At 72.0% G+C, this 26,509-nt stretch carries 22 protein-coding genes and 1 tRNA gene; 8 read left to right on the top strand and 15 right to left on the bottom strand.

The window, feature by feature from the left end; all coding sequences use genetic code 11:
• Nucleotides 1-116: 116 nt before the first annotated feature.
• Complete coding sequence (locus OG386_RS25945) at nt 117-3,398, top strand: S41 family peptidase (RefSeq protein ID WP_328790116.1); 3,282 nt, start codon at nt 117-119, stop codon at nt 3,396-3,398.
• 144 nt (nt 3,399-3,542) lie between these two features.
• Here OG386_RS25945 and OG386_RS25940 read toward each other — a convergent pair whose 3' ends face one another.
• The 4 genes from OG386_RS25940 to OG386_RS25925 form a co-directional block, all read right to left on the bottom strand.
• Nucleotides 3,543-3,722: a hypothetical protein gene (locus OG386_RS25940; RefSeq protein WP_030009851.1), complete on the bottom strand. Its 180-nt coding sequence runs from the start codon at nt 3,720-3,722 to the stop codon at nt 3,543-3,545.
• A gap of 76 nt (nt 3,723-3,798) precedes the next feature.
• Nucleotides 3,799-4,683 (bottom strand): SDR family oxidoreductase, encoded by an 885-nt coding sequence (locus OG386_RS25935; RefSeq protein WP_328790115.1) that lies wholly within the window; start codon nt 4,681-4,683, stop codon nt 3,799-3,801.
• Complete coding sequence (locus OG386_RS25930; RefSeq protein ID WP_328790114.1) at nt 4,680-5,612, bottom strand: alpha/beta fold hydrolase; 933 nt, start codon at nt 5,610-5,612, stop codon at nt 4,680-4,682. The genes OG386_RS25935 and OG386_RS25930 overlap by 4 nt, the downstream gene beginning before the upstream one ends.
• Complete coding sequence (locus OG386_RS25925) at nt 5,609-7,351, bottom strand: flavin-containing monooxygenase (protein WP_328793355.1); 1,743 nt, start codon at nt 7,349-7,351, stop codon at nt 5,609-5,611. The genes OG386_RS25930 and OG386_RS25925 overlap by 4 nt, the downstream gene beginning before the upstream one ends.
• 190 nt (nt 7,352-7,541) lie before the next feature.
• Here OG386_RS25925 and OG386_RS25920 point away from each other — a divergent pair, with 190 nt between their 5' ends.
• Complete coding sequence (locus OG386_RS25920; protein WP_328790113.1) at nt 7,542-8,258, top strand: MerR family transcriptional regulator; 717 nt, start codon at nt 7,542-7,544, stop codon at nt 8,256-8,258.
• On the opposite strand, the gene OG386_RS25915 is transcribed toward OG386_RS25920, so the two are convergent.
• Nucleotides 8,240-9,043 carry an exodeoxyribonuclease III gene (locus OG386_RS25915; RefSeq protein ID WP_328790112.1) on the bottom strand — a complete coding sequence of 268 codons (804 nt, stop codon included), beginning with the start codon at nt 9,041-9,043 and terminating at the stop codon, nt 8,240-8,242. The genes OG386_RS25920 and OG386_RS25915 overlap by 19 nt on opposite strands.
• Before the next feature lie 38 nt (nt 9,044-9,081).
• Here OG386_RS25915 and OG386_RS25910 point away from each other — a divergent pair, with 38 nt between their 5' ends.
• Nucleotides 9,082-9,570, top strand: coding sequence for a GNAT family N-acetyltransferase (locus tag OG386_RS25910; RefSeq protein ID WP_328790111.1), 489 nt, complete (start codon nt 9,082-9,084; stop codon nt 9,568-9,570).
• 139 nt (nt 9,571-9,709) lie between these two features.
• Here OG386_RS25910 and OG386_RS25905 read toward each other — a convergent pair whose 3' ends face one another.
• A complete protein-coding gene (locus OG386_RS25905) occupies nt 9,710-11,062 on the bottom strand; it encodes a CoA transferase (protein WP_328790110.1) in 1,353 nt (450 codons plus the stop codon).
• Nucleotides 11,063-11,165: 103 nt separating this feature from the next.
• Between OG386_RS25905 and OG386_RS25900 the strand changes: the two genes are divergently transcribed.
• Together OG386_RS25900 and OG386_RS25895 are read left to right on the top strand one after the other, a co-directional pair.
• Nucleotides 11,166-12,152 carry an aldo/keto reductase gene (locus tag OG386_RS25900; RefSeq protein ID WP_328790109.1) on the top strand — a complete coding sequence of 329 codons (987 nt, stop codon included), beginning with the start codon at nt 11,166-11,168 and terminating at the stop codon, nt 12,150-12,152.
• A gap of 33 nt (nt 12,153-12,185) precedes the next feature.
• On the top strand, nt 12,186-12,716 hold the full coding sequence (locus OG386_RS25895; protein WP_328790108.1) for a hypothetical protein: 531 nt from the start codon (nt 12,186-12,188) through the stop codon (nt 12,714-12,716).
• A gap of 24 nt (nt 12,717-12,740) precedes the next feature.
• On the opposite strand, the gene OG386_RS25890 is transcribed toward OG386_RS25895, so the two are convergent.
• The 8 genes from OG386_RS25890 to galU all read right to left on the bottom strand — a co-directional run bounded on the left by OG386_RS25890 (nt 12,741) and on the right by galU (nt 19,358).
• A complete protein-coding gene (locus OG386_RS25890) occupies nt 12,741-13,862 on the bottom strand; it encodes a hypothetical protein (protein WP_328790107.1) in 1,122 nt (373 codons plus the stop codon).
• Nucleotides 13,863-13,996: 134 nt separating this feature from the next.
• Nucleotides 13,997-14,070 (bottom strand) — tRNA-Ala (locus tag OG386_RS25885).
• A 78-nt stretch (nt 14,071-14,148) separates the two neighbouring features.
• Nucleotides 14,149-15,177: a divisome protein SepX/GlpR gene (gene sepX, locus OG386_RS25880; protein WP_328790106.1), complete on the bottom strand. Its 1,029-nt coding sequence runs from the start codon at nt 15,175-15,177 to the stop codon at nt 14,149-14,151.
• Nucleotides 15,178-15,356: 179 nt separating this feature from the next.
• On the bottom strand, nt 15,357-15,965 hold the full coding sequence (locus tag OG386_RS25875; RefSeq protein ID WP_328790105.1) for a GNAT family N-acetyltransferase: 609 nt from the start codon (nt 15,963-15,965) through the stop codon (nt 15,357-15,359).
• Nucleotides 15,966-15,982: 17 nt separating this feature from the next.
• Nucleotides 15,983-16,486 (bottom strand): MogA/MoaB family molybdenum cofactor biosynthesis protein, encoded by a 504-nt coding sequence (locus OG386_RS25870; RefSeq protein ID WP_323185297.1) that lies wholly within the window; start codon nt 16,484-16,486, stop codon nt 15,983-15,985.
• Nucleotides 16,487-16,560: 74 nt separating this feature from the next.
• The gene (gene moaC, locus OG386_RS25865) at nt 16,561-17,040 is read right to left on the bottom strand and encodes a cyclic pyranopterin monophosphate synthase MoaC (RefSeq protein WP_030012065.1); all 480 of its coding nucleotides are present in this window, start codon (nt 17,038-17,040) and stop codon (nt 16,561-16,563) included.
• A 73-nt stretch (nt 17,041-17,113) separates the two neighbouring features.
• The gene (gene glp / locus OG386_RS25860) at nt 17,114-18,451 is read right to left on the bottom strand and encodes a molybdotransferase-like divisome protein Glp (RefSeq protein ID WP_328790104.1); all 1,338 of its coding nucleotides are present in this window, start codon (nt 18,449-18,451) and stop codon (nt 17,114-17,116) included.
• Nucleotides 18,452-18,455: 4 nt separating this feature from the next.
• Nucleotides 18,456-19,358 (bottom strand): UTP--glucose-1-phosphate uridylyltransferase GalU, encoded by a 903-nt coding sequence (gene galU / locus OG386_RS25855; RefSeq protein ID WP_266595593.1) that lies wholly within the window; start codon nt 19,356-19,358, stop codon nt 18,456-18,458.
• A gap of 95 nt (nt 19,359-19,453) precedes the next feature.
• On the opposite strand from galU, the gene OG386_RS25850 reads away from it, so the two are divergent.
• Entirely contained in the window at nt 19,454-20,068 is a 615-nt protein-coding gene (locus OG386_RS25850) for a 5-formyltetrahydrofolate cyclo-ligase (protein ID WP_405787516.1), read from the top strand.
• 23 nt (nt 20,069-20,091) lie between these two features.
• Here OG386_RS25850 and OG386_RS25845 read toward each other — a convergent pair whose 3' ends face one another.
• Nucleotides 20,092-22,974, bottom strand: a complete 2,883-nt coding sequence (locus OG386_RS25845) for a penicillin acylase family protein (protein ID WP_328790102.1) — start codon at nt 22,972-22,974, stop codon at nt 20,092-20,094.
• A 215-nt stretch (nt 22,975-23,189) separates the two neighbouring features.
• On the opposite strand from OG386_RS25845, the gene OG386_RS25840 reads away from it, so the two are divergent.
• A complete protein-coding gene (locus OG386_RS25840) occupies nt 23,190-24,713 on the top strand; it encodes a potassium/proton antiporter (RefSeq protein ID WP_266602618.1) in 1,524 nt (507 codons plus the stop codon).
• A 400-nt stretch (nt 24,714-25,113) separates the two neighbouring features.
• Nucleotides 25,114-26,508, top strand: a complete 1,395-nt coding sequence (locus OG386_RS25835; RefSeq protein WP_328790101.1) for an MFS transporter — start codon at nt 25,114-25,116, stop codon at nt 26,506-26,508.
• The last annotated feature ends 1 nt before the right edge of the window (nt 26,509 follow it).

Here is a 26,509-nt window from a genome sequence, read left to right as displayed (position 1 = left end):
GCTTAAGACGATACCCCCACCCCAAGCGAAACGAAACCGTTCCGTTTCGCTTAGGGGAGTGGCATGGATCACCTGTACGAGTTGCCGGGGCCCCCCTGCGCGGAAAGCATTGGGGGGTGAGTCACGACGTCGCGTACCTCCGTTTCCCGCACCTGCACGACGACCTCCTCTGCTTCGCCACCGAGGACGACCTCTGGGTCGCCCCGCTGGTCCCCGACGGCCAGACCCCCGGACGGGCCTGGCGCATCACCGTCGACCGGACCCGCGTCGGCCACCCCCGCTTCTCCCCCGACGGCAAGCACATCGCCTTCACCACCTGGCGCAGCCTCGACCCCGAGATCCATCTCGCCCCCGTCGCCGGCGGCCCCGCCCGCCAGCTGACCCACTGGGGCGCCCTCGACACCCGCGTCTGCGGCTGGACCCCGCCCGACGAGGACGGCCGCAGCGACATCCTGGCCGTGTCCTCGCACAGCCAGCCCTTCTCCTACTTCGCCTGGGCCTACACCCTCCCGACCGACGGCAGCCCCGGCGGCCGCCTGCCCTGGGGACCCGTATCCGACATCCAGGTGCACGCCACGGAGGAGGGCGAGCGGCACTCCCTGCTGCTCACGGGCAAGCCGCCGCACGAGCCCGCCGCCTGGAAGCGCTACCGCGGCGGGGCCACCGGCCGGCTGTGGCTGCACGGGCAACGGCTGCTGGAGGACGTGGAGGGCCACCTCGACTCCCCGATGTTCGTGGACGGCAGGATCGCCTTCCTCTCCGACCACGAGGGCATCGGCAACCTGTACTCCTGCCTGCCCGACGGCACCGATCTGCGCCGCCACACCGATCACGAGGAGTTCTACGCCCGGCACGCCTCCAGCGACGGCTCCCGCGTCGTCTACCAGTGCGCCGGGGACCTCTGGCTCGTCGAGTCCCTGGCCCCGGACGCCGTCCCGCGCAAGCTCGACGTCCGCCTCGGCGGGCCGCGCGCGGGCCGGCGTACGTACCAGGTGCCGGCCGCCAGTCACGTCGACTCGCTCTCCGTGGACGCCACCGGGCGCGCCAGCGCGGTCGTCGTGCGCGGCAGCCTCTACTGGCTGACCCACCGCGACGGCCCGGCCCGCACCATCGCCGACACCCCGGGCGTGCGCGTACGGCTGCCGGAAATGCTCGGCAGCGGCGGGCAGGTCGCCTACGTCACCGACGCCGAGGGCGAGGACGCGATCGAGATCGCCTACCTGCCGCGGGCCTCCGGGGAACGGGAGCCGCGCCGGCTGGCCTCGGGCGAGCTGGGGCGGGTCACCGAGCTGCTCGCGGACCCGGACGGCGAACGGCTCGCCATCGCCTCCAACGACGGCCGGCTGCTGCTCATCGACGCCACCGAGGACTCCAACGGCGAGGTCACCGAGCTGATCCGGTCCATCAACGGCCCCGTCACCGACCTCGCCTTCTCCCCCGACGGGGCCTGGCTGACCTGGTCGCACCCCGGCATCGGGCGGTCGCTGCGGCAGATCAAGATGGCCCGGATCTCCGGCCCCGGCGCCCGCACCGTCGTCGACGTCACCAACGGCCGCTTCGAGGACGAGAATCCGGTCTTCACCCGGGACGGGCGCTACCTGGCCTTCCTGTCCTGGCGCGGATTCGACCCGGTCTACGACGTGCACACCGGCGACCTGTCCTTCCCGCTGGGCTGCCGCCCCTACCTGGTGCCGCTGAACTCCGCGACCCCCTCCCCCTTCGCGCTCTCCGCCGAGGGCCGGCCCGCGGCCGGCGGACTCGACGTGGCGGAGGGCGACTCGGGCGAGGCCGACGGCGCCGTCACCGTGGAGGTGGAGGGGCTGGAGAGCCGCGTCACCCCGTTCCCGGTGACCGCGTCCAAGTACTCGGCCCTGTACCCGGTGCACGGCGGCGGGCTGGTGTGGCTGCGCTGGCCGATCTCGGGCGCGCTCGGCGAGACCTTCGCCAACCCGGCCGACATCAGCGGCAAGCCGACGCTGGAGCACTTCGACCTCACCAAGGCCCGCAAGACCGAACTGGCCTCGGGGCTGGACTGGTTCGCGGTCAGCGGCGACGGCACCCGACTCGTGATCAACGACGACGGCGACCTGCGCGCGGTCCCGGCGACCGAGTCGGGCGACAGCGACTCGACCGTCTACCTGGACCTGCGGCGCATCCTGCACGAGGTGGACCCGGCGGCCGAGTGGCGCCAGGCCTACGAGGAGGCCGGGCGGATCATCCGCGCGTACTTCTGGGAGCCGAAGATGTGCGGCATCGACTGGGACGGGGTGCTCGCCCAGTACCGTTCCCTGGTCGAACGGGTCGCCTCGCCCGACGAGTTCGCCGACCTGCTGCGCGAGGTCCTCGGCGAACTCGGCACCTCGCACGCCTACGTCTCCGCCGCGCGCCGCAACGAAGGCCCCCCGCACTACCAGCGGGCGATCGGCCTGCTCGGCGCCAACCTCTTCCCCCGGGACGGGGAATGGGTGGTCAGTCGGATCCTGCCCGGCGAGTCCTCGGACTCCAAGGCCCGCTCCCCGCTGGCCGGCACCGGCATCCGGGAGGGCGCGGTGCTCACCCACGTGGACGGCCGACCGGTGGACCCGGTCGCCGGGCCCTATCCGCTCCTGGCGGCGGCGGGCGGCACCACGGTGGAGCTGACCTTCCAGCCCGCGGCGGGCGAGGGCCGGGCCCGCCGGGTCGCCATCGTGCCGCTGATCGACGAGCGACCGCTGCGCTACCAGGACTGGGTGTCCAAGCGGCGCGAGGCGGTCCGGGAGATCAGCGGCGGCCGGTGCGGCTACCTCCACATCCCCGACATGGGCGGTTCGGGTTGGGCGCAGTTCAACCGCGACCTGCGGATGGAGATGTCCCGGCCCGCGCTGATCGTGGACGTGCGCGGCAACGCGGGCGGCCACATCAGCGAGCTGGTGGTGGAGAAACTGACCCGCTCCATCCTCGGCTGGGACCTGACGCGGGACGCACAGCCGGTCAGTTACGCCTCCAACGCGCCCCGCGGTCCGATCGTGGCGCTGGCCGACGAAGCGACCTCCTCGGACGGGGACATGATCACCGCGGCCTTCAAACTGCTGGGCCTGGGACCGGTGGTGGGCCTGCGCACCTGGGGCGGGGTGGTCGGCATGACCGGCCGCCACACCCTCGGCGACGGCACGGTGATCACGGTCCCGATGAACGCCGCCTGGTTCCCGGAGTACGGCTGGTCGGTGGAGAACCACGGCGTGGAGCCGGACCTGGAAATCCAGCGCACCCCGCTCGACTGGGCGGAGGGGCGGCACGCCCAACTGGACGACGCCGTGCACCTGGCGCTGGAACTGCTGGAACAGGACCCGGCCGCGGTGCCGCCCGGCTACACGGACGTACCGGACCGGCGTCGTCCGAAGCTGCCGCCGAGGGTGTGAGGATCGCGCGAGGTGTGAGGATCGCGCGACGTGAGGATCGCGCGAGGGCGTGAAGGATCGCGCGAAAGGGGCGCGACCCCCGGAACATCGGGGATCGCGCCCCTCGGCGCTGTGTGCGGGCCCGGTATCGGTCGGGCCAAGGGCCTAGGTCCGGTCGTCGAGCTCGTCCCGGATGTCGTCGAAGGACCGCTGCGGCGAGTCCTTCGGCTGCGGGGTCCGCTGGGACTTCTGGTCCTGCGGGCCCTTGCCGGGCTGCTTCTGCCCCTTCTGGGCCTTCTCCTTGAGCTCCTGCGCCTTGTCCTGGAACTGGTCCTTGATACCCATGCTGTTCACTCCATGAGGGGTGTTGGTGGTTGGGCCTCGACCAGACTTGCACGAGCGGACAAAGGTCGCATTTCGATCAGTGACTCTGTGTGCGCTCCCTCTCGTCCGCCGCCCCGCCGGCCCCGACGAGCCCCTTGGACACGCCGCTCAGCCGCGGCCCGAAGCGCTTCATGTCGCGCTGTCCGACCGTCGCGATCATCCCCGGCAGGTAGCCGCGCACCCCCTGCATGCCGCGCAGCCACCACTGCGCGTACACGTGCGGCGAGCGCCGCTCGATGCCTGCGACGATCCGGTCGACGGCCGGCCCGAGCGGGTAGGTGCGGTTCGCCGGCCACGGCAGCCGCTGGCGCAACTCCCGCATGACCTCGTCCTGATCGGCGCCGCGCACCATGTCCGTGTCGGTCCAGGAGAGGTAGCCGACGCCGACCTTGACCCCCTTGTAGCCGACCTCCGCGCGCAGGCAGTGCGCGAAGGCCTCCACCCCGGACTTGGAGGCGCAGTAGGCGGTCATCATCGGCGCCGGGGTGATCGCGGCGAGCGAGGCGATCTGGAGGAAGTAGCCGCGGCTCTCCGTCAGTACGGGCAGGAAGGCGCGGGCGGTGACGGCCCCGCCGATCAGGTTCACCTCGATCACCCGGCGCCAGGCGTCCGGGTCCGAGTCGGCGAACGGCCCGCCGGCGGCCACGCCCGCGTTGGCGACGACGACGTCCACCTTCCCGAAGTGCTGCTTGACCTCCTCGGCCACCCGGGCCATGGCCTCGTGGTCGGTGACGTCGGCGTACCAGTGGTCGCTGTCGGTGTGCAGCCGCTCGGAGACCTCCTTGAGGGCCTCCGGCTCCAGGCCGACGAGGGCGATCTTCGCGCCGCGGGCCGACAGCTTGCGCGCGAGCAGCTCGCCGACCCCCCGGGCGGCGCCGGTGACGACGGCGACCTGGCCTTCCAGACTCCTGCGAGCGCTCACGGCGTCTTCTCCTTCGCGGTGGTGTCGAGATACAGATCGGCGAGCTCGCGCACGGCGCCGGTGACGGCCTCGGGGGCCTCGACCGGGGTCATGTGCCCCATGCCGGTGAGCTCGGTCAGGCCCACGCAGTTCGGCAGCGCGGCGGCGAGCCCGCGGGCGTGCACGATCGGGGTGAGCCGGTCGGCGGTGCCGCCGATGACGGCGGTGGGCACCGTGAGGCGGGCCACGTCGGCGTCGAGGTCCAGGCCGGCCAGCACCCGGGACCAGGCATGCCGCACCCCGGTGGGGCAGGCGTGGACGATACGGGCGCACGCCTCGACCTTGTCCGGCGCGGACCCGGGGCCCATGGTGGCGTACTTGAGGACCTTCCGGGCGACCGGTGTGACCGGCCCGAGGGGGGCGCGGGAGCCGAGGACCGCGCCGGTGACACGGGTGCGGACGCGCCCGGCGCGCACCGGCAGGACCAGTGCCTCGGCGACCAGCCGCGAGCTGCCGGTGCTGCACAACAGCGCGGCCGCGGCCCGCTCGGCGAACTCCGGCCGGCCCGCGGCCGCCATGATCGTCATGCCGCCCATGGAATGCCCGGCGACGACCGCCCGCTCCCCGGGGGCGAGGGTGGCCTCCAGGACGGCCACCAGGTCGTCGGCGAGGGCGGTGGTGCTGTGGCCCGCCGCCCGGGCGGCGGGGCTGCGCCCGTGCCCGCGCTGGTCGTAGGCGATGACCCGGTGGGTGGCGGCCAGGGCCCTGGTCTGAGCGGCCCAGAAGGCGGTGGAACAGGTCCAACCGTGGGCCAGCACCACGGCCGGCGCGTCCTCGTCCCCGTGGACCTCGACGTGCAGGCGGGCCCCGTCGGCGGAGACGGCGACGAGCTCGCGCCGCGCGGCGGGCGGGGCGTAGGCCCCGGAGACGACGTGCATCGGCCGCCTCACGCGACGCCCTCCGCCGCGTCAACTCCAGCCCCGCCGGCGTTTGAGGCGCCTGCTCCAGCCCCGCCGGCCTTCGAGGCGCCCTCTCCAGCCCCGCCGGCGTTTGAGGCGCGGGGGTCCGGGGGCAGCGCCCCCGGCAGCGGCGCCGCACCCGACCCCGCGGAGCCCCCGCGGGAGCGACCCGGCTTCGACCCGGCGGCAGTCGGAACGGCAGCCGGAACGACAGCCGAAACGGCAACGGCAACGGCAACGGCCGGGACCCGCTCGCGCTCCCCCACCCGCAGGACCTCGTACTCCGCCAGATCGACGCTCCGCGTCTCCCGGCGGAACTCGCCCGTCGTACCCGGCCAGACCGTCGTGTTGCGGCCCTGCGCGTCCAGGTACCAGCTGGTGCAGCCGCCGGTGTTCCACACCGTCCGCTCCATCCGGGCCTGCACCTGCCGGTTCCACCGGTTCACCGCTGAGGGCCGGGGGCCCAGCGCGACCCTCCCGCCCAACATGCCGAGCTGCCGCAGGTAGTCGGCCATGTAGTTGAGCTGCGACTCGATCATCAGGATCATCGAGCTGTTCCCGAGCCCGGTGTTCGGCCCGATGATCGTCATCCAGTTGGGGAAGCCCGCGGCGGTCGCCCCGCGCAGCGCCTGCATCCCGTCCTTCCAGGCGTCCGCGAGGGTCTGGCCCTCCGCGCCCACCACCCGGTCCGCGATCGGCATGTCCGTGACGTGGAAGCCGGTGCCGAAGATGATCGCGTCGACCTCGGTCTCGGTCCCGTCGGCGGCGACCAGCACCGAACCGCGGATCTCCTTGAGCCCGGAGGCGACCAGGTCCACATCGGGCCGGGCCAGGGCCGGGTAGTACTCGCTGGAGAGCAGGATCCGCTTGCAGCCGATCCGGTAGGAGGGCGTCAGCTTCGCGCGCAGGGCCGGGTCCTTGATCGAGCGCGCCATGTTGGCCTTGGCCAGGGACTCGATGAGGCCGAGCTGGTTCGGGCGCTTGGTGAACGCGCTGACCTGGAGCTCCCGGATCCCCCACAGCAGCCCGCGCCGCGCCGCCCGGGTGAAGGGCAGTTGGCGGTGGAGCCAGCGCTCCACGGCGGTGATGGACCGGTCGGTGCGGGGCATGACCCACGGCGCGGTCCGCTGGAAGAGGGTGAGGCGCTCCACCTCGGGGGCGATGGCCGGCACGATCTGGATGGCGGAGGCGCCGGTACCGATCATGGCGACGCGCTTGCCGCGCAGGTCGTAGTCGTGGTCCCAGCGGGCGGAGTGGAAGACCTTGCCGGGGAACTCGGCGAGCCCGGGTACCTCCGGCACCTTCGGGTCGGATAGCGGCCCGGTCGCGGAGACGACGACGTCGGCGGTCAGTTCCCCGGCCGAGGTCTCGATCTCCCAGCGCAGCTCCTCGGCGTCCCAGCGCATCATCCGCACCTCGGAGTCGAGCCGGATGTGCGGGCGCAGTCCGAAGGTGTCGGCCACGTGTTCCAGGTAGGCGCGGATGGCCGGCTGCCCGGAGAAGGTCCGCGGCCAGTCGGGGTTGGGCGCGAAGGAGAACGAATAGAGGTGGGAGGGCACGTCACACGCACACCCGGGGTAGCTGTTGTCGCGCCAGGTGCCGCCGACCGAGTCGGCCCGTTCCAGTACGACGAAGTCCGTGATCCCTTCGCGCCGCAGCCGTACGGCCGCGCCGAGCCCGCCGAATCCGGACCCGATCACCGCCACCCGAACGTGCTCGCGCCCGCCCATGCCGCTCGTGCCACCCATGCCCGCCGCCTTCCGCTCATCCGCAGTCCCAGCCACGCAACGCCCGCAACGCACCACACCATCGAAACACTGCCAGCAATTACTGGCACAATCGGGAGGGTAGAGCAGCCCAGTACTCATGGGTAGGGGGCGGACCCGGAAAGTTACTGCCGGTACGCCATAAGGTGCGTCTGTGGCGAAGGAAGAGACGCGAGCGAAGACGGTGCGCGAGTACCGCACGGAGGAACTGGCCGAAGCGGCCGGCATCCCGGTCCGCACCCTGCGCTTCTACCGCGAGCGCAAACTGCTCCCACCGCCCCGCCGCGAGGGGCGGATCGCCTGGTACGACGACCACCACCTGGCCCGGCTGCGCACCATCGCCGCCCTGCTGGAACGCGGCCACACCCTCGGCGGCATCGCCGAGCTGACCGCCGCCTTCGAGAGCGGCCGCGACGTCGGCCAGCTCGGGGAACTGCTCGGCATCGGCTGGTCGGAGGAGACCCCGGTCCGGCTCACCCCGGAGGCGTTGGCCGACTACTTCGAGGGCGAGGTCACCCCGGAGAACCTGGCGGCCTCCCTGGACCTCGGCTACCTCGCCGTCGACGGCGACGTGATCGTGCACGTCAGCCGCCGCCTGCTGGACGTCTCCTCGGCCCTGGTCCGCGAGGGCGTCCCGCTGGCGGCCGTCCTGGAGACCGGCCGCCGCGTCCGCGAGCACGCGGACGCGATGGCCCTGCTCTTCACCGAGCTGATATCGGCCCACATCTCACCGGACGCGATCACCCGGCTGCGCCCGCTGGCGAAGAGCGTGGTCGAGGCCGAGCTGACGATGGCGATGGACCGCCTACTGGCCTCGGGCGGCGCGGTTGCCGACACCGACACCGACTCCGGTCAGACGCCCAGCTCGTAGACCACGGTCACGGGCGCGTGGTCGGACCAGCGCTCGGGGTGCGTCTCGGCCCGCTCCACGAAGGCCTTCACGGCCTTCGCCGCCAGCCCGGGGGTGGCCACCTGGAGGTCGATCCGCCAGCCGGCGTCGTTGTCGAAGGCCCGCCCGCGGTAGGACCACCAGGAGTACGGCCCCTCGGTGTCCGGGTGGAGTTCCCGGACCACGTCGACGTAGCCCGCGTCCGAGTACACCTTGCCGAGCCACTCCCGCTCCTCGGGGAGGAAGCCCGCGTTCTTCCGGTTCGTCTTCCAGTTCTTGAGGTCGGCCTCCTGGTGGCAGATGTTCCAGTCCCCGCACACCACGACCTCGCGGCCGTCGGCGGCGGCCCGCTCCTTCAGCGCCGCCAGGTACGTCAGGAACTCGTCCATGAACCGGTACTTCTCGTCCTGCTTCTCCGTCCCGGCCTCGCCCGAGGGCAGGTAGAGGCTGGCCACGGTCACCCCCGGGAGGTCGATCTCCAGGTACCGTCCGGTGGTGTCGAATTCCTCACTGCCGAATCCGACCTGCACGCGCTCGGGCGCCCGCCGCGCGTAGAGCGCGACCCCGGCCCGCCCCTTGGCGGCGGCCGGCGCGAAGACGGTGTGCCAGCCCGCGGGGGTCCGGACATCCGCCGGGATCTGCCCCTCCTCGGCCCGTACCTCCTGCAGGCAGACCACATCGGCGTCGGATCCCTCGAGCCACGCCCCGAAGCCCTTCTTGGCGGCGGCGCGGATCCCATTCACATTCACGGAGGTCACTGTGAGCATCCCAGCACCATAGCGGGAGGGTTCCGTACGATATTCGAATGTCTCACCGGATAGACCTCCGCACCGTGCCGTACGACCACCCGGACGCGGTCAAACTCAATGACCAGGTCCAGCTGGAGTACCAGGAGCGGTACGACGGTGAGGGCGACGCCACCTTCCTGGACCCGGCGATGTTCGTCCCGCCGCGCGGCCTGTACCTACTGGCGTACGACTCCACGGGCACCGCGGTGGCGAGCGGCGGCTGGCGCACCCAGGACGAGAACGACGAGGGCTACGCGGACGGCGACGCGGAGCTCAAGCGCATGTACGTCGTCCCGGAGGCCCGGGGCCTGGGCCTCGCTCGCCGCATCCTGGCGGTCCTCGAGGAGGACGCCCGCGCGGCGGGCCGCCACCGCATGGTCCTCGAAACGGGCGACCAGCAGCCGGAGGCCATAGCCCTGTACCTCTCCTCGGGCTACGCCCTGTCCGCGAAGTTCGGCCACTACCGCTTCCACGACTCCAGCCGCTGCATGACGAAGCCCCTCTAGCCCCACCCCACCCGACCCCGCCGCCCCGCGATCTTTAAGCCCCGCCAGGGGGTACCTCCCAGCGGTAGCTGGGGGAGATTGACGCGCGGGGGCCCGGGGGCAGCGCCCCCCGGCAAACGGCGCCGCACCCGCCCGCCCCCTACCGCGGGAGCCAGCCGGCCCGGTCCGTCCCCCACCGGGACGGCCCCGCCCCCCACTCCCCGAAGGGACTGGCGGCGTGCCGCAGCACCCCGTACCCCGACCGGGTCTCCCTGAGCCACGGCTCCGCCACGTACCCCGAAGCCCCTGCCCCCGCCCCCGCTCGGGAGAGCCCCCGCACCAGCCACGACCCCGTCCCGGCGAGGGAGAACCGCAGCCCCCGCCCACCCCCCTCCGCCAGCGCCCGCAGCACGCCGGCCGCCATCAGGTACCCCGTCCCGTGGTCCAGCGCCTGCGCCGGCAGCACACCGGGTGCCCCGCCCGGCCCGGCACAGACCGCGGCGATCCCGTACCCCGCCTGCACCAGCGAGTCGAACCCCCGCCGCCCCGCCCACGGCCCCCGCGCCCGCCACCCCCACGCGCACAGCTCGGCAACCACCAGCCCCGGCCACCGCTGCAGCAGCTCGCCCGCCCCGAACCCGTACCGTTCCAGGGCCCCCGGCCGGTAGCCCGTCACCACCACGTCGGCCTCGGCGAGCAGCGCCTCGAAGACGGCCCGGTCCCCCGCCCCCGCCAGGTCCAGCAGCGCCGACCGCTTCCCGAAGCCGGTGTCCGCGTACGAGTCGTCGGCCTCCGGCAGCCCCGGCGGGTCGATCCGCAGCACGTCCGCACCCAGCAGCCCGAGCGTGCGCGTCGCGACGGGCCCGGCGATGACCCGGGTCAGGTCCAGCACCCGCACCCCCGTGGCGGGCCGGCCGGCCGGGGCGGCGCCGAGTGCCCGTCCCCGCGCCCCTGATGCCCGTACGGGCTCCATCAGCGGCTGCGGATCCCCGTACTCCCGGGCCACGGCGACGGCGAGTCCGCCCGCCCCGTACACGAGCTCCTGCACCTCGACGGCCGTCCGTGCCAGGGTCGCGGCGCGCAGCGCCTCCGGTGTCGCCGACGGCAGCCGCAGCGCCCGTACCAAGGCGGCTTCGTGGTGCGGATAGTTGGCGTGCGTGCGCACCCAGCCGTCCGCCGTCCGCCAGAAGCCGGACAACGGTGCGAAGGTCACCGGTGCGCGCCCTTCGACCCGCAGGTGCCGCTCGCTGACGAAGGCCGTCGCCACCGCGCCCTCGTCCACCACCAGCGGGGCCGCGTCCGCCGCCCCGCCCCCGGCCCGCACCGCTGCCAGCTCGGCCGCGGCCAGCCCGCACGCCCCGACGGTCGCGCGCGCCAACTCGGCTACTGGAAGCGGCCCTTCCGCAAGGTTGCCGACCCCGCGGTAGTGCACCCGCCCGACGAGCTCGGGCGCCCCGCCGAGCGCCTCCCAGGCCTGGGCCGTTCCGCCGTCGCGTTCCTCACCGATCGTCATGGACCCATGATCGCCCGCCCGATCCGCTTATCTCGTTGCCCGGAGCGGGTTCCTCGACGATCATCCGTCGACAGATCCCCGCCGAGCGAGAGGCACCATCACCGTGAAATACCGCGTCATCGGAACCGCCGCCGAGACCCGCCGCGAAGTGAGCGTGCTGAGCCTGGGCACGATGACCTTCGGCACCACCGTCGACGAGGCCACCTCGTACGCGATCCTCGACCGCTTCGCGGAAGCGGGCGGCACCTTCATCGACACCTCCAACAACTACGCCTTCTGGGTCAACGGCACCCAGGGCGGCGAGAGCGAGGAACTGGTCGGCCGCTGGCTGCGCAGCCGGGGGGTCGGCGACGGGATCACCGTCGCCACCAAGCTCGGAGCCCGCCCCAACCAGCCGACCAGCGGCTTCAGTCTGGACGTGGAGGGCCTGTCCGCGAAGGTCATCCGGGAGTCCGCGGAACGCAGCCGGGAGCGGCTCGGCATCGAGCGCATCCACCTGTTGTACGCGCACATCATGGACGAGAAGACCCCCCTGGAGGAGACCGTCCAGGGGTTCGCCGAGGTCGTCGCGGACGGCACGGCGGGCCTGCTCGGCGCCAGCAACCACTGGGCCTGGCGGGTGGAGCGCGCCCGTGCGCTGGCCGCGGCGGCCGGCGTACCCGGCTACGAGGTGCTCCAGCACCACCACAGCTACCTGCGCCAGCGCACCGACGTCCCCAGCCTGCGCTCGCCGGACGGCAACCAGGGCCTGGTCAGCGGCGACCTGCTCAGCTACCTCCGGGACAACCCGTCGCTGACGCAGGTCTCGTACTCCCCGCTGATCGCCGGCGCCTACGTCCGCGACGACAAGCCGTTGGGGCCGGGCTTCGACCACGCCGGCACCGAGCCGCGCCTGCGCGCGGTCCGCGAGGTGGCCGCCGAGACCGGGGCCACCGTCAACCAGGTGGTGCTGTCCTGGCTGATGGGCGGGGACATCCCGGTCCTTCCCCTCGTCGGTGCCTCTTCGGTGGCCCAGCTGGAGGAGAGCCTGGCCGCGGTGGACCTCGACCTGACCCCGGACCAGCGCGCGAGGCTCGACGCGACCAACTGACCTCTTGTCAGTGGGGACCCCTACGGTGCTGCCGTGCCGAACTCCTATACGACCTTGTGGACCAACGACCTGTGCCGAGAGCTCGAACGCACGGGCCGTGCCGGCCAGCGCCTCACGATGCTGTTCGGCGGGCCGCACCAGTCGCTGCCGAGCTTCGTACGGGCGGGCGTCCGGCCCGGCGACACCGTCTTCCCCGTCCGGGCCTTCCGCAAGCGGCTCCACGTGCTGGGAGCCATGGAGGTGTCGCGGATCATCCCCTACGAGGACGCCGGGTCCGAGCTCCACGACGACGACTACGCGAAGCTGCTGGACTGGCGGACGCTGAAGGCGGGTTGCGTCACCGAGGTGCTGCTCGGACCGCCCGGTTCCGCGCTCGGGTTCGACGTGGCCGTCCCGGCCGATCTGCTGGGACGGCTCACGTACACCTCGCGCCGTGGTGAACGCACCCTCAAGTACGTCGTGGACGGCGAACTGGTCCGCTCCGTCAGCGTCCAGGGCGTCTACCGGCTCGCCACCGACTCGGCCGCCGAGCTCCGCCGGCTCGTCCTGGAACACGGCCGGTGACCGGCGGACGGCGCGCTGGTGCGCTCACCCGATCCCGGCGGCGGCCCTCAGGCGGTCCAGGACGTCCTGGGGGGTGATCAGGTACGACTTGCCCGTGATGGACCGCTCGTACGAGGAGCGGACCTGCTTCCACAGCGCGCAGGCCTCCCGACCCGTGACGGCCAGCGCGTCCTGCATCCGCGGGTCGAACAGGTCGTAGTAGTGGAGGGTGAGGCCGGGTTCCACGGTCTCCGGGATGCGGGCCGAGCCCTCCTTCTCGTGGTTCGCGAGGACGCTGATCACGTGCGCCACGTGGAGCGCGGGCAGGCGGCCCTGCGGGGCGTCCGGGTGCTGGAAGGCGTGCTGCCAGAGGTAGGAGTCGGTGTCCGGGCCGGCCTCGAGCGGGGTCGCGGCCAGCCGGCCGAGGTGGGCGTGGAGGGATCCGCCGGAACTGATCGTGCCGCCCAGCACGTGCCGGATCCTTTCGAGCAGGCGGTCGTCGTCGTCCGGCGTCTCGTGTTCGCGTCGCGCCTGCTCGACGGCGTGCTCCTGGTACCGGTCCGGAAGCCACTCCGGCAGGTCGCTCGCCCCGGACACCTCCCTCGGTGCGACGCCGGCCATGTCCGCCGGCGCGTGCGCGTCGAGGCGGACCAGCACGCGGCCGGGGATCTTGGTGAACAGCGGGCCGTCCGGGTCCAGTCCGTGCGAGCCGTTCATCCACAGGCGCAGGTGCGGGCCTTCCTCGCCCCCGGGGCGCCAGATCGCTTCCGGGATCTCGGCGTCGTCCTGCGTGACGCGGACGGGAGCGCCGATGCGCCGCGCGACGGCGTCCACGCACTCCCGCCAGGCGGTGCGCGCCCGGGCGAGGAGCTCGAGGTTCTCCGAGGCGCTCTCCGCCTCGATCGCGCACGGCACATAGCGCGCCAGCCGCACCGGGTTGAGGAAGTTGGGTCCGTTCCCGTACAGCTCGAAGGCGTTGCCGGAGCGGCTGTGCACCGTGAGGACGGAATCGATCTCGATCGTGGTGAAGAACCTGACCTCCTCCATCCACGCGGCGATCTCGCTCTCCCGGACCGGCGGACCGGACCACAGCGTCGGGTCCGGCAGTCCTATGAAGGTGGCCGCGTCCCGGAGTTGGGCCGCTTCGTGTTGCCATGCAACGCGCACAGTTCTTCTCCCCGTTGAATGATCAATCGCCGATCATCCTAGGGTCGCCCCCGGAAACGCCGAGATCCCGCCAGGTCTTTCGACCGGACGGGATCTCGTGACGTTCACGAGAGCTACTCGCGAACTGTCGTCTGTGGACCTGTGGGGATTTGAACCCCAGACCCCCTCGATGCGAACGAGGTGCGCTACCAGACTGCGCCACAGGCCCTTGCGACGTGTGAAACATTAGCATCCCCGCGCGGGTGCTCCAAAACCGATATCCCGGAGCGTCCGCGCAGGTCACCGATCACTCGTTCGCGGCGCGCGGGCGGTCTTCGCCCTCGTACTGGTCGAACAGCGGGGTGCGGCCCTTCCCCTGGCCGCGCGGGCGCGGGGTGGTCTGGGGTTTCGGGTCCGACTTGGGGGCCGCGGGCTGGGCGCGCAGGCGGGGTTCCGTCGGCTCGGCCGTGCTGGAGCGGGTCGCGCTCCAGGCGTCCGGTGCCGCCGGGCCCGTGGCGCGGGGGGCCACCGGGGCGGTCACGTACGTCGGCAGCGGGACCGGGACCGGCTCCCAGCTGTCACCGCGGGCGGGGCCGCGTTCGCGCTCGCGCTGCTGGTCCACCCACTCCGCGTGGTCGGTCTGCTCGACCAGTGCGCGCCGTCCGGCTTCCTGCGGGGAAACCGGTGGCGCAGGGTCCGGTTCGGCGCCCGCCGCGGCCTCGGGCTCACGACGGCTCGGGCGGTTCTCCCGCAGCTGTCGCGCGGCCGCCTCGGCGCGCCGCCGGTCCATGGTGAACTCGTAGCGCCGTCGCTCCTGGACCCGCAGGTGCACGATGTACGCGCTCAGCAGCAGGGCGGGAACGGCGGGGGCCCACAGGTAGTGCAGGCCGCCCACCGCGGCGACGACGGCGCCGAGGGTGAAGACCAGGAAGAGGAGTGCGGTGGTGCGCCGGCGGCGCGCGAGGACCTGGAGGCGCTGTTCGCGCCGGGCCCGCTCCGCGCGCTGCTCCCGTTCGACGGCGGCCGGCCTCGGCTCCGCCCTGGTCGGGGACACGCCGAAGGCCCGGGCGTCGGCGTCGACGGAATCGACCGTTTCCGTCGCGGCGTCCGGGTCCGCGTGGGGCTGGGGCTCCGCCTGCTCGTCACCACGCTCACGCAGCCCCTTGGCGTAACGGCGCTCCATTCCCGCCCGGCCGGAAAGCAGCCGAATGGCAGTGGAGAAGCGTTCCGTCGGACGGGCTTCGTTCAGCTCGTCCTGCCTCCGGAGCCACATGGGCACCAAGTAGGCGGCCCAGGCCCCGACAATGACTGCGTAGATGAGGCCGCTGCTGCTCACACCTCACACCGTAGAGGGATGCGACCGAGGGGATCGGCCAATTGGGCCGGTGTGTCGCGCGATCTCGCTGATATCACGGACTTTTTTGTGATTGTTCGGATCAGGTTATGGGCGAATCGGTTACCCGAGGCCATTAATTCGAACAGATATTCGTTTATCGAAGCTCCGGGTGGTCCCCGCTATTTCGGCGGGGACTGCGAGTGGCGCCCACGGTGCCAGCGGCGCAGCAGCCCCTCCGGGACCTCCTCCGCCGTCACCGCGTAGACGAGGTGGTCGCGCCAGGCCCCGTCGATGTGCAGATAGCGCGGCCGCAGCCCCTCCTCGCGCAGGCCCAGCTTCTCCACGACCCGCCGACTCGGATGGTTCTCGGGACGGATGCACACCTCGATCCGGTGCAGGCCGACCTTCCTGAAGCAGTGGTCCACCGCCAGCGCGACCGCCGTCGGCATCACGCCGCGGCCCGCCACCTCGCGGTCCACCCAGTAGCCGATGTGGCCCGCACACATCGAGCCCCAGGTGATCCCGGCGACCGTCAGCTGGCCCACCAGACGGCCCTGGTACTCGATGACGAAGGGCAGCATCCGGCCCGCGTTCGCCTCCGCCCGCAGATGGCGGACCATCTGGCGGTACGTGGGCCGCTGGACCACCGGCCCCCACGGCGCGGGTGGCGGAATCGTGGCCTCCCACGGCCGGAGCCAGTCGCGGTTGCGCCGGTTGACCTCGCGCCAGGCCTTCTGGTCGCGCAGCTTTATCGGCCGGAGGGTGACGTCGCCGTCCGACAGGACCACCGGCCAGGTCGGGCCGTTCAGCTCGGGCTCCCGGAGGGCGGTACCGGTCTGGGGTGGTCGCCGCCCCGCATCTGGTCCACCGCGTGCGGCAGGACGCGGGACAGGACGGCGAGGCCGTCGCGCACCCCGCCCGTCGAGCCGGGGAGGTTGACGATGAGGGTGCGCCCGGCCACGCCCGCCAGGCCCCGGGACAGGGCCGCGGTCGGCACCTTCGCCAGGCCTTCGGCGCGGATGGCCTGCGGGATGCCGGGGATCTCGTAGTCCAGCACCCGCGCGGTGGCGTCCGGGGTGCGGTCGGTCGGCGAGATCCCGGTTCCGCCGGTGGTCAGGATGACGTCGTACGCGGCGGCCACGCCCTCCCGCAGGGCCTGCTCCACGGGATCGCCGTCCGGGACGACCCGCGGGCCGTCCACCGTGAAGCCGAGCTCCTCCAGCGCCTCGGCCAGCAACGGTCCGCCCTTGTCCGCGTACACGCCCTGCGAGGCCCGGTTCGAGGCCGTGACGACCAGGGCCCGGCCCAGCGGCTGCGGAGCGCCGGCCGCCTCGGCAGTGGGGCCGTGGCTGTGGCTGTGGACCTCGCCGCCGCGCGGGGCGTTCACGAGCGGGCCCAGTCGCCGGACTTGCCGCCGGTCTTCTCCTCCACCCGGACGTCCGTGATGACCGCGCCCTTGTCGACCGCCTTCACCATGTCGATCACGGTGAGGCCGGCGACCGCGACCGCGGTCAGCGCCTCCATCTCGACGCCCGTGCGGTCGGTCGTCTTCACGGTGGCGAGGATCTCGACCGCGTCGTCGGCGACCCGCAGGTCCACCTTCACGCCCGAGACGGCCAGCGGGTGGCACAGCGGGATCAGGTCGGGGGTCTTCTTCGCCCCCATGATCCCGGCGATGCGCGCGGTGGCGAGGGCGTCGCCCTTGGGGACGCCCTCGCCGCGCAGCAGCTCGATCACCCGCGGGGCGACGAGTACGCGTCCGCTGGCCCGCGCCGTCCGGGTGGTGACGTCCTTCCCGGACACGTCGACCATCCGGGCCGCGCCGGCCTCGTCGATGTGGGTGAGCCTGCTTTCGGTACTCATTGCTGCGCCGCTCCGCTCTGGGCTCCCGAGGAGCCTGTGTGGTGCGACACACGCTACCCGCACCGGCCCGACTTCAGCCGAGCAGGATCACTTCCAGCTCGGTCCCCGGCTCCACCGAGGTGACGTCCTCCGGTACGACCATCAGGGAGTCGGCGTGCGCCAGCGCGGCGATCAGGTGGGAGCCCGATCCGCCGACCGGGCTGACCGTGCCGCTCTCGGCGTCGTACCTGCCGCGCAGGAACTGGCGGCGGCCGGCCGGGGAGCCGAGTGCCTTGTCGGCGCTCAGCACCGCGCGCACGCTCGGCCGCCGGACCTCGGACTCCGGCAGCCCCATGAGGGCGCGGATCGCGGGGCGCACGAACAGCTCGAAGGAGACGTACGAGGACACCGGGTTGCCGGGCAGCGCCAGCAGCGGGGTGTGGTCCGGGCCGATCGTGCCGAAGCCCTGCGGCTTGCCGGGCTGCATGGCGAGCTTGCGGAAGTCCATCCGGCCGCCGTCCGCGCCCTCGCTGGAGTGCCCGACCGAGGACAGCGCCTCCTTGACGACGTCGTACGCGCCGACGCTGACCCCGCCCGTGGTGACCAGCAGGTCGGCCCGGATCAGCTGGTCCTCGATGGTGGCGCGCAGGGTGTCGGCGTCGTCCGCGACGGCACCGACCCGGTAGGCGATGGCGCCGGCGTCCCGCGCGGCCGCGGCCAGCGCGAAGCTGTTGGAGTCGTAGATGGTGCCCGACGTGAGCGCCTCGCCGGGCTGGACCAGCTCGCTGCCGGTGGACATGACCACCACGCGGGGGCGCGGCCGCACCCGTACGGTGCCGCGCCCGATGGCGGCCAGCAGGGCGATCTGCGGCGGCCCGAGGACGGTGCCGGCCGAAAGGGCCAGGTCACCGGCCTGCACGTCGCTGCCGCGCGCGCGGACGTGCGCCCGCGCCTCGGCGGCGCGGTGCACCCGCACCTCGCCGCCCGCGTGCTCGGGGGCGGCGCTGGCCGGGGTCATCCCGGCGGCCGCGCCGCCGCCCGTGCCGCCGTCGGTCCACTCGACCGGTACGACGGCTTCCGCGCCGGGCGGCAGCGGGGCGCCGGTCATGATCCTGGCGGCCTCGCCGGGGCCGACGGTGGGCAGCTCACCGCTGCCCGCCGCGACGTCCCCGACGACGGTGAGCACCGCGGGAAACTCCTCGCTCGCACCCTGGACGTCGGCCGTTCGGACGGCGTAGCCGTCCATGGAGCTGTTGTCGAAGGGCGGGAGGGCGACGGGCACGGTCACGTCCTCGACCAGGACACAGCCCTGGGCGTCCAGCAGTTGGAGCTCGATGGGCTCCAACGGCCGGACGGCCGAGAGGACGTCCGCGAGGTGCTCGTCCACGGACCACAGACGGTGGCCGGTGTCCTGCGGTGCGGAACTGCTCAAGGTGCTACATCTCCTCCGTGACGTAACGGTGAAGCCAGGTGCGGAACTCGGGGCCCAGGTCCTCGCGCTCGCACGCGAGGCGGACGATGGCCCGCAGGTAGTCGCCGCGGTCCCCGGTGTCGTAGCGACGGCCCCGGAAGATCACGCCGTGCACCGGACCGCCGACGGTCTCGTCGGCGGCCAGCTTCTGCAGGGCGTCGGTGAGCTGGATCTCCCCACCGCGGCCCGGCTCGGTCTCCCGCAGTATGTCGAAGATCGCGGGGTTGAGGACGTAACGTCCGATGACCGCGTAGTTGCTGGGGGCGTCCTCGGGGTCCGGCTTCTCGACGAGGCCGGTGATGCGGACCACGTCGTCCTCGTCCGTGGCCTCGACGGCGGCGCAGCCGTAGAGGTGGACGTTGGCCGGGTCGACCTCCATCAGCGCGATGACGGTGCCGCCGGTGCGGGCGTAGATGTCGGCCATCTGGCGCAGCAGCGGGTCGCGCGGGTCGATGAGGTCGTCACCGAGCAGGACGGCGAAGGGCTCGCGGCCGACGTGCGGCTCGGCGCACAGCACCGCGTGGCCCAGGCCCCGCGGGTCGCCCTGGCGGACGTAGTGCATGGTGGCCAGGTCGCTGGACTCCTGGACCTTCTTCAGGCGGTCGTCGTCGCCCTTGGCGATGAGGGCCGACTCCAGCTCGTAGTTCCGGTCGAAGTGGTCTTCCAGGGCACGCTTGTTACGCCCAGTGATCATGAGCACGTCGTCGAGCCCGGCTCCGACAGCCTCCTCGACCACGTACTGAATGGCCGGCTTGTCCACAACCGGGAGCATTTCCTTCGGGGTCGCCTTGGTCGCCGGAAGGAAGCGGGTGCCGAGGCCAGCGGCCGGAATCACGGCCTTCTTGATCACGGGGTGCAACATAGTCATGCCCCGAACGATAGTGGCCTTCCGTCGAACAGCGGACGAGATCGCAGCACGTAGATACAGGTATGCCCCGATTCGGAAGGATATTTGATTTCCTCGTGGCAGAGAACCCGCCCACCGCCTCCGCGAAGGCCGAACTGCGCCGAGAACTGCTCGCCGCGCGCCGCGCCTTGTCACCCGAGAACCGCCGTGCGGCGGCCGCCGCACTCGCCGTCAGCTCCCTCGAACTGCCCGAACTGGCCGGCGCCCGCACGGTGGCGGCGTACGTCTCGATCGGCACCGAACCCGGCACCCGGGAGCTCCTCGACGCCCTGCGCGCCGCCGGCAAGCGGGTGCTGCTCCCCCTGCTGCTGCCCGACAACGACCTCGACTGGGCGGCGTACGAAGGCCCGGCCGCGCTCGCCGAGGCCGACCACCCGGGCAAGATGCGGCTGCTGGAGCCGACCGGACCCGCGCTCGGACCGGACGCGGTCACCGGGGCCGACGCCGTGCTGCTGCCCGGTCTCGCGGTGGACGGCCGCGGCATGCGCCTCGGCCGCGGCGGGGGCTCCTACGACCGGGTGCTGGAGCGGCTGGAGCGCGCCGGAGCGCATCCGGCGCTGGTCGTGCTCCTCTACGACGACGAGGTGGTCGCGCGGGTCCCGGAGGAACCGCACGACCACCCCGTGCAGGCGGTGGCGACCCCGTCAGGGGTGCACCGCTTCAGTCCATGACGACCTGATCCGCGCCCCGGCCCTTACGAGCCCTCGGGCTTGAGGGTCAGGGTGTCGACCGTGGCCTTCTCGACGGCGTCCTTGCCGAAGGGCCACTCCAGCAGCTCGCCCTTGGCCCACATCGTCGTCTGGTCCGTGTAGTGCGCGTTGTACGCGTGCCCCGAGGCACCCGTCAGGTTGATCCAGCGCGACTTGTCGAGGTCGTTGAGGTTCACGACCATCCGCATCGAGGGCACCCACGTGACCCCGTACCCGCTGGAGGCGTTCCAGCCGGTCGCGTTGACCGTGGCCTCGCCGCCGCCCACGTTCCACGGGCCGCGGTTGAGGAGCCACTGCATGAAGCCGGGGCCCTCGGTGCCGATCGTCTGGTTCTTCAGCGTCAGCTGGTGCAGCCGGCCCCAGCTCCAGGTGGACTGGTCCTTGCCGAGCTTGGCGGTCAGCTCCCACCGGGCGTCGCGCATGGCCCGGGCGAAGAGCTCGTCACGGTTGGTGGCCGCCGGCAGGGTGACGGTCCTCGGCGTGGTCCACCACGGCGACTTCTCGTCCTTGACCAGGCGGCGGACCACCTCGAACCAGCGGTCGCCGCCGTCGGGCTGCGCCGAGTCGGCGTCGCGGGTGCCGCATTCGCGGACCGTCTTGGCGAGGTCGTCGGCCGGGCCGGTGCCGTTGCCGAGGACGTTCATGCAGCTGCCCTCGATCCGCAGCTCCTTGGGCATCTTGTCGCCGAAGGACAGCTTGAGGATGTTGCGCCACACCGCGTTGAAGTAGGCCGCGGCCGCCGAGTCGGGCTCCTGCGTGTAGTTCCAGCCGTCCAGCAGCTTCTGCGCGGCGCGCACGCCCGGGTCCGAGACCTCTATCTTCGCCAGCATCGGGGTCAGCAGCGCGGCGATCTCGCTGCTGTTGTCCATCTGCATGGTGCGCATGTCGTCGGTCGAGATCCGGCCGCCGTCCTTGATCTTCGCCTCGATGAGGTCGTTGATCCGCTGGCTGCGGGCGCCGTAGCCCCAGTCGGTGGTCAGCAGGTACGGGTACTTGCCCGCGCCGGTCCCGCTCTCCACGACGGCCTGGTTGGCGGTGACGATGTAGCCGCGGGACGGGTTGTAGTCCCAGGGCATCTCGTTCTGCGGGACGTAGCCGGTGTTGCTGTCCTTGCCGCCCTTCCAGGCGTACTTGGAGTCCCAGCCCGGGGCGGGCATCCGGCCGTCGTGCTGGCCGCGCATCGGGATGCGGCCCGGGGCCTGGTAGCCGATGTTGCCGTTGGTGCCCTTGTTGTCGGCGTAGATCAGGTTCTGCGACGGGACCTCGAAGTCGGCCGCCGCCTTGCGGAAGTCCTCGAACGTCTTGGCCTTGTCGAGCTTGAAGACCGCGTCCATGGACTTGCCCGGGTCCAGCGCCGTCCAGCGCAGGGCGACGGCGTAACCGTCCCCGCGGTCGGGGGCGGCGCTGGCGACGGGGGCGCGGGTGCCGACCGTACCGAGCTGCTCGCTGCGGTCGGAGACGAGCGGGCCGTTGTTGGTGGTGCGGACGGTGATCTTCTTGCTGTCGCCGCCGGCGACCTTGATGACCTCTTCGCGGGTGCCGAAGGGGACCACCCTGCCGTCGTAGACGTAGCCCTCGGGCTTGACCTGCTCCAGGTAGAGGTCGGTGACGTCGGCACCGAGGTTGGTCATGCCCCAGGCGATGTCGGTGTTGTGGCCGATGACCACGCCGGGCATGCCGGAGAAGGTGTAGCCGGCCACGTCGTACTGGCACTGGGCCGAGACCGTGCGGCAGTGCAGGCCCATCTGGTACCAGACCGAGGGCAGCTGCGGGGACAGGTGCGGGTCGTTCGCGAGCAGCGGCTTGCCGGTGGTCGTGTACTGGCCGGAGACGACCCAGGAGTTCGAGCCGATGCCGCTGCCGTTGGGGCCGAGGATCGCGGGGATCTTGTCCAGGGTGTCGGCGAGCGAGGTCAGCTGGGTGCGCAGGCCCACGGTCGCGCCCTGGGCGGCGGCGTTGTCGGCCAGGCCGTTGGCCGGGCCCGTGACGGTCTGGGTTCCGACGGTGTTGGCGCCGCCGGAGCCGGTGCCCGAGCCGGTGCCGGAGCCGGTGCCGGAGCCGGAGCCGGTGCGCGAGCCGTTGCCCGAGCCGCTGCCCGCGGCGCCCTGCGGGGTGTACTTGCCGCCGTCGACCTTGCCGCCCTCGACGATCGGCTTGTTCCGTTCGAACGGGTACGGCGGGTAGAGCTCGTCGATCTGCGCCTGCGAGAGCTTGGTCGCCATCAGCGCGCGGTCGATCTCGTCCTGCATGTTGCCGCGCAGGTCCCACGCCATCGCCTTGAGCCAGGCCACCGAGTCCACCGGCGTCCACTGCTCGGGCTTGTAGTCGTCGCTGAGCTTGAGTGCGGCGTGCTCGACGGAGAGGTCCTTGCCGGACTTCCCCTTCAGGTACGCGTTGACCCCGTCGGCGTAGGCCTGGAGATACTTCTTGGTCTCCGTCGAGAGCTTCTTCTCGAACTCCTCCTGCGCGACCTGGCGCCAGCCGAGCGTGCGCAGGAAGGCGTCGGTCTCGACCTGGCCGGAGCCGAACATCTCGGAGAGCCGGCCGGACGTCATGTGACGTCGTACGTCCATCTCCCAGAAGCGGTCCTGCGCGTGCACGAAGCCCTGCGCGCGGAAGAGGTCGTCGTCGTTGTCTGCGTAGAGCTGGGGAATGCCGTGGGCGTCGCGCTTGACGTCGACGGTCCCGGTCAAGCCCGGCACCTTCAGGGAGCCGGTCGTCTGGGGGAAGGAGGCGCGCACGCTGTCCACGCTCCAGTACGCCCCGTAGCCGAGGCCCGCGAAGAGCGCCAGGACCAGGACGAGCACGATCAGACGGGCACGTCGCCCCTTCTTCTTGACGGGAGGAGCGGTTTCGTTGGCGGGCATCGCTGTCCTTAGAGGGGCAGGGTGGTCCTGGGAGTACTGGGAGCAACCATAGGCGCACGACCGCCTTCGTTGATCCGCCAGGGGTCGAGGTGCTGAGGACAGGGGGGAACGGGCGTTTCACAATGTGGTTATCGCGTAAAGGGCGCGTCAAAGATTAGGTAAGGTAACGAACTACTTGCCGAACTTGTCGCCGGGAGGATCGATCCGCCGGGCGCATTGAGGAGGGCCGCCCGCTGACTGTCCACACGCTCAATGAGCTCCTGCTGGTCTGCTCGCTCGTGCTGCTCGTCGCCGTGGCGGCGGTACGCATCTCTTCACGCAGCGGCCTCCCCAGCCTGCTCATCTACCTCGGCATAGGCATCGCCATAGGCCAGGACGGCATCGGTGACGTCGCATTCGACAATGCCGAGCTGACCCAGGTCATCGGTTATGCCGCACTCGTCGTGATCCTCGCCGAGGGTGGTCTGGGCACCAAGTGGAAAGAGATCAAGCCGGCCCTACCGGCCGCGGTCATGCTGTCACTGGTGGGCGTAGCGGTCAGCGTGGGCGTGACGGCTGCGGGAGCGCACTACCTGGTCGGACTGGACTGGCGCCAGGCCCTGCTGATCGGCGCGGTCGTCTCCTCGACCGACGCGGCGGCCGTCTTCTCGGTGCTGCGCAAGGTGCCGCTGCCCGCCCGGATCACCGGCGTCCTGGAGGCTGAGTCCGGTTTCAACGACGCCCCCGTCGTCATCCTGGTGGTGGCCTTCTCGACCGTCGGCCCGGTGGACGAGTGGTACGTCCTGATCGGCAAGATCGCCCTGGAGCTGGCGATCGGCGCCGCGATCGGCCTGACCGTGGGTTTCCTGGGCGCGTACGGGCTGCGGCACGTGGCGCTGCCCGCCTCCGGCCTCTACCCGATCGCCGTGATGGCCATCGCCATCGTGGCGTACGCGGCCGGCGCCATCGCGCACGGCTCCGGCTTCCTCGCGGTGTACCTGGCGGCGATGGTGCTCGGGAACGCGAAGCTTCCGCACTGGCCGGCCACCCGGGGCTTCGCGGACGGGCTCGGCTGGATCGCCCAGATCGGCATGTTCGTGCTGCTGGGCCTGCTGGTCACCCCGCACGAGCTGGTCCGCGACTTCTGGCCCGCCGTGGTCATCGGGCTGGTGCTGACGATGGTGGCGCGCCCCCTGGAGGTCTTCATCAGCCTGCTGCCCTTCCGGATCTCCTGGCAGGAGCAGGTGCTGATGTCGTGGGCGGGCCTGCGCGGAGCCGTGCCCATCATCCTGGCGACCATCCCGATGGTGTCCGGGATCGAGGGCAGCGACCGCGTCTTCAACATCGTCTTCGTGCTGGTCGTCGTCTACACCCTGGTCCAGGGGCCGACCCTGCCCTGGCTCGCGCGCAAGCTGAACCTCGGGAACGGGGACGAGGGCGCCCTCGACCTCGGGATCGAATCGGCGCCGCTGGAGAAGCTGCGCGGACACCTGCTCTCCTTCTCCATCCCTCCGGCCTCGCGGATGCACGGCGTGGAGGTCAGCGAGCTGCGGCTGCCGCCGGGGGCGTCGGTCACGCTGGTGGTCCGGGACGCGAAGAGCTTCGTACCGGCACCGTCGACCGTGCTGCGGCACGGGGACGAGCTGCTGGTGGTGGCCACGGATCCGGTGCGGGACGCGGCGGAGGCGCGGCTGCGGGCGGTGGCCCGGGGCGGCAAGCTCGCGGGGTGGCTGGGCACGGGCGGACCCGTTTCGCGCTAGGGCGTCGCCGGAGCACGCCCGGAACGCACTTAGAGCGTCGCTCTAATTCGGCCGCGTTAGCTGAGATATGCCCACTTTTGCCTGCTTTTCCGGGCTCTTTACATGCGAAGCGGCCGTTAATCCCAGGTGAAGACACCCCCTGTCACCGAATTCACAGGGCGTGGTAGTGGCTTTCCCTGTACGATGAAGGCACACCAGATCGAACCAACTCTGCCTGACGCAGAGCTGGCGCGACCGCAAAGCGGCCGTGGCACCACCCCGACGTGGGCGCCCAGGTATCACTCGGTTCTGCGCAAGAGGACAGCTCTCGGGGCTCCCACATGTACGGGTGCGGCCGCTCACAAGGCGAAGCACCGTCCGCAGACGGGGACGCTCTACCAGGCAGCGGAAAGGCAAGGCCGTGACATCCGCGGTCACGTCCGACACGTCCGCCCGCCCCGGCTACGGACAGCTCCTGCGCACTCCCGGCGCCCTCGGCTTCGTACTCCCCGGCTTCGCAGCACGACTCCCCTTCGGCATGCTGACGATCAGCATCCTGCTGCTGGTCCAGCACACCACCGGTTCCTACGGCAGCGCCGGCATCGTCGCCGCCGTCACCGGCATCTCCATGGCGCTGTCCGCGCCCCTGATGGGCATCTTCACCGACCGCTTCGGCCAGACCGCCGTCCTGCTGCCCGTGGTCCTCGCGCACTCCGCCGCCGTCACCGGCCTGGCCGCGCTCGCTCTGCTGGACGCGCCGGTCTGGGCGCTGGCGCTGGCCGCCGTACCCACCGGCGCCTCGGTGCCGCAGGTCGGCCCGATGGTCCGGGCGCGCTGGGCCGCCACTCTGGAGGGCTCGCCGCTGCTGCCGACGGCCGCCGCCTTCGAGTCCGTCACCGACGAGTTCACCTTCGTCGTCGGACCGGTCCTGGCGACCGCGCTGTGCACCGGCGTCCACCCGGCGGCCGGCCTGGTCACCGAGGCCGCGCTGACCCTGCTCGGCGGCCTGCTCTTCGCGGCCCAGCGGGCCAGCCAGCCCAAGACGCACGCCCCGTCGGTCACCGGCGAGAAGCGCGCCTTCGCGCTGTCCTTCCCCGGCCTGCGCGTCCTGGTCTTCGCCTTCCTCGGGATCGGCGCCGTCTTCGGCGGCATGCAGGTCTCGCTCGCCGCCTTCTCCAACGAGATGGGCAACCCGGGCGCCAACGGCCTGCTCTACGGAGTCTTCGCCGCGGGCAACATGATCGCCGGTATCGCCATGGGCGCCATCGCCTGGAAGATCGGCCCGCGTCGCCGGCTGATCCTGGGCTACATCGGCCTCACCGCCGCCGCCTCCGTCCTGTGGGCGGCGAACTCGATGATCCTGCTGGGCGCGCTCGGCCTGGTCGTCGGCCTGTGCATCGCCCCGGCGCTGATCACCGGCTACACGATGGTCGAGCAGCTGATCCCCGCCAACGCGCGGACCGAGGCCTTCACCTGGCTGACCGGCTCGATCGCCTTCGGTCAGGCCGTCGCCGTCATCCTGGCCGGCCGCCTGACGGACGCGCACGGATCCTCGTTCGGCTTCCTGGTGCCCATGGGTGCCACGGCCCTCGCGCTGACCGCCCTGCTGGCGCTGCGCACGCGGCTCGCCCCGAAGGCCTCGAGCCGGATCGTGAACGCCTCCGCGCAGGAGGCCGCGCCCGCGACCCCCGCGAAGACGGAGTCGAAGGCCCCCGCGACGGCCCAGGCAACCACCCGCACCACCCCCTCGACGGCCTCCCGTAACCGGGTGAACGAGCGTGGGATGGGTCACCGCGTGCCGGTGACGGTGGACTGAT

Source organism: Streptomyces sp. NBC_00273, from assembly GCF_036178145.1.
Taxonomy (GTDB): Bacteria; Actinomycetota; Actinomycetes; order Streptomycetales; family Streptomycetaceae; genus Streptomyces.
Note: the sequence above shows the minus strand (reverse complement) of the source record. Positions and strands in the feature narration are given on the sequence as shown.

Excerpts from the sequence above, each read along its gene's own strand:
- OG386_RS25940 (WP_030009851.1), bottom strand. The coding sequence starts at position 3,722 with ATGGGTATCAAGGACCAGTTCCAGGACAAGGCGCAGGAGCTCAAGGAG.
- OG386_RS25925 (WP_328793355.1), bottom strand. The coding sequence starts at position 7,351 with ATGGGCGGGCGCGAGCACGTTCGGGTGGCGGTGATCGGGTCCGGATTC.
- OG386_RS25915 (WP_328790112.1), bottom strand. The coding sequence starts at position 9,043 with ATGCTCACAGTGACCTCCGTGAATGTGAATGGGATCCGCGCCGCCGCC.
- OG386_RS25910 (WP_328790111.1), top strand. The coding sequence starts at position 9,082 with ATGTCTCACCGGATAGACCTCCGCACCGTGCCGTACGACCACCCGGAC.
- OG386_RS25905 (WP_328790110.1), bottom strand. The coding sequence starts at position 11,062 with ATGACGATCGGTGAGGAACGCGACGGCGGAACGGCCCAGGCCTGGGAG.
- moaC (WP_030012065.1), bottom strand. The coding sequence starts at position 17,040 with ATGAGTACCGAAAGCAGGCTCACCCACATCGACGAGGCCGGCGCGGCC.
- galU (WP_266595593.1), bottom strand. The coding sequence starts at position 19,358 with ATGACTATGTTGCACCCCGTGATCAAGAAGGCCGTGATTCCGGCCGCT.
- OG386_RS25845 (WP_328790102.1), bottom strand. The coding sequence starts at position 22,974 with ATGCCCGCCAACGAAACCGCTCCTCCCGTCAAGAAGAAGGGGCGACGT.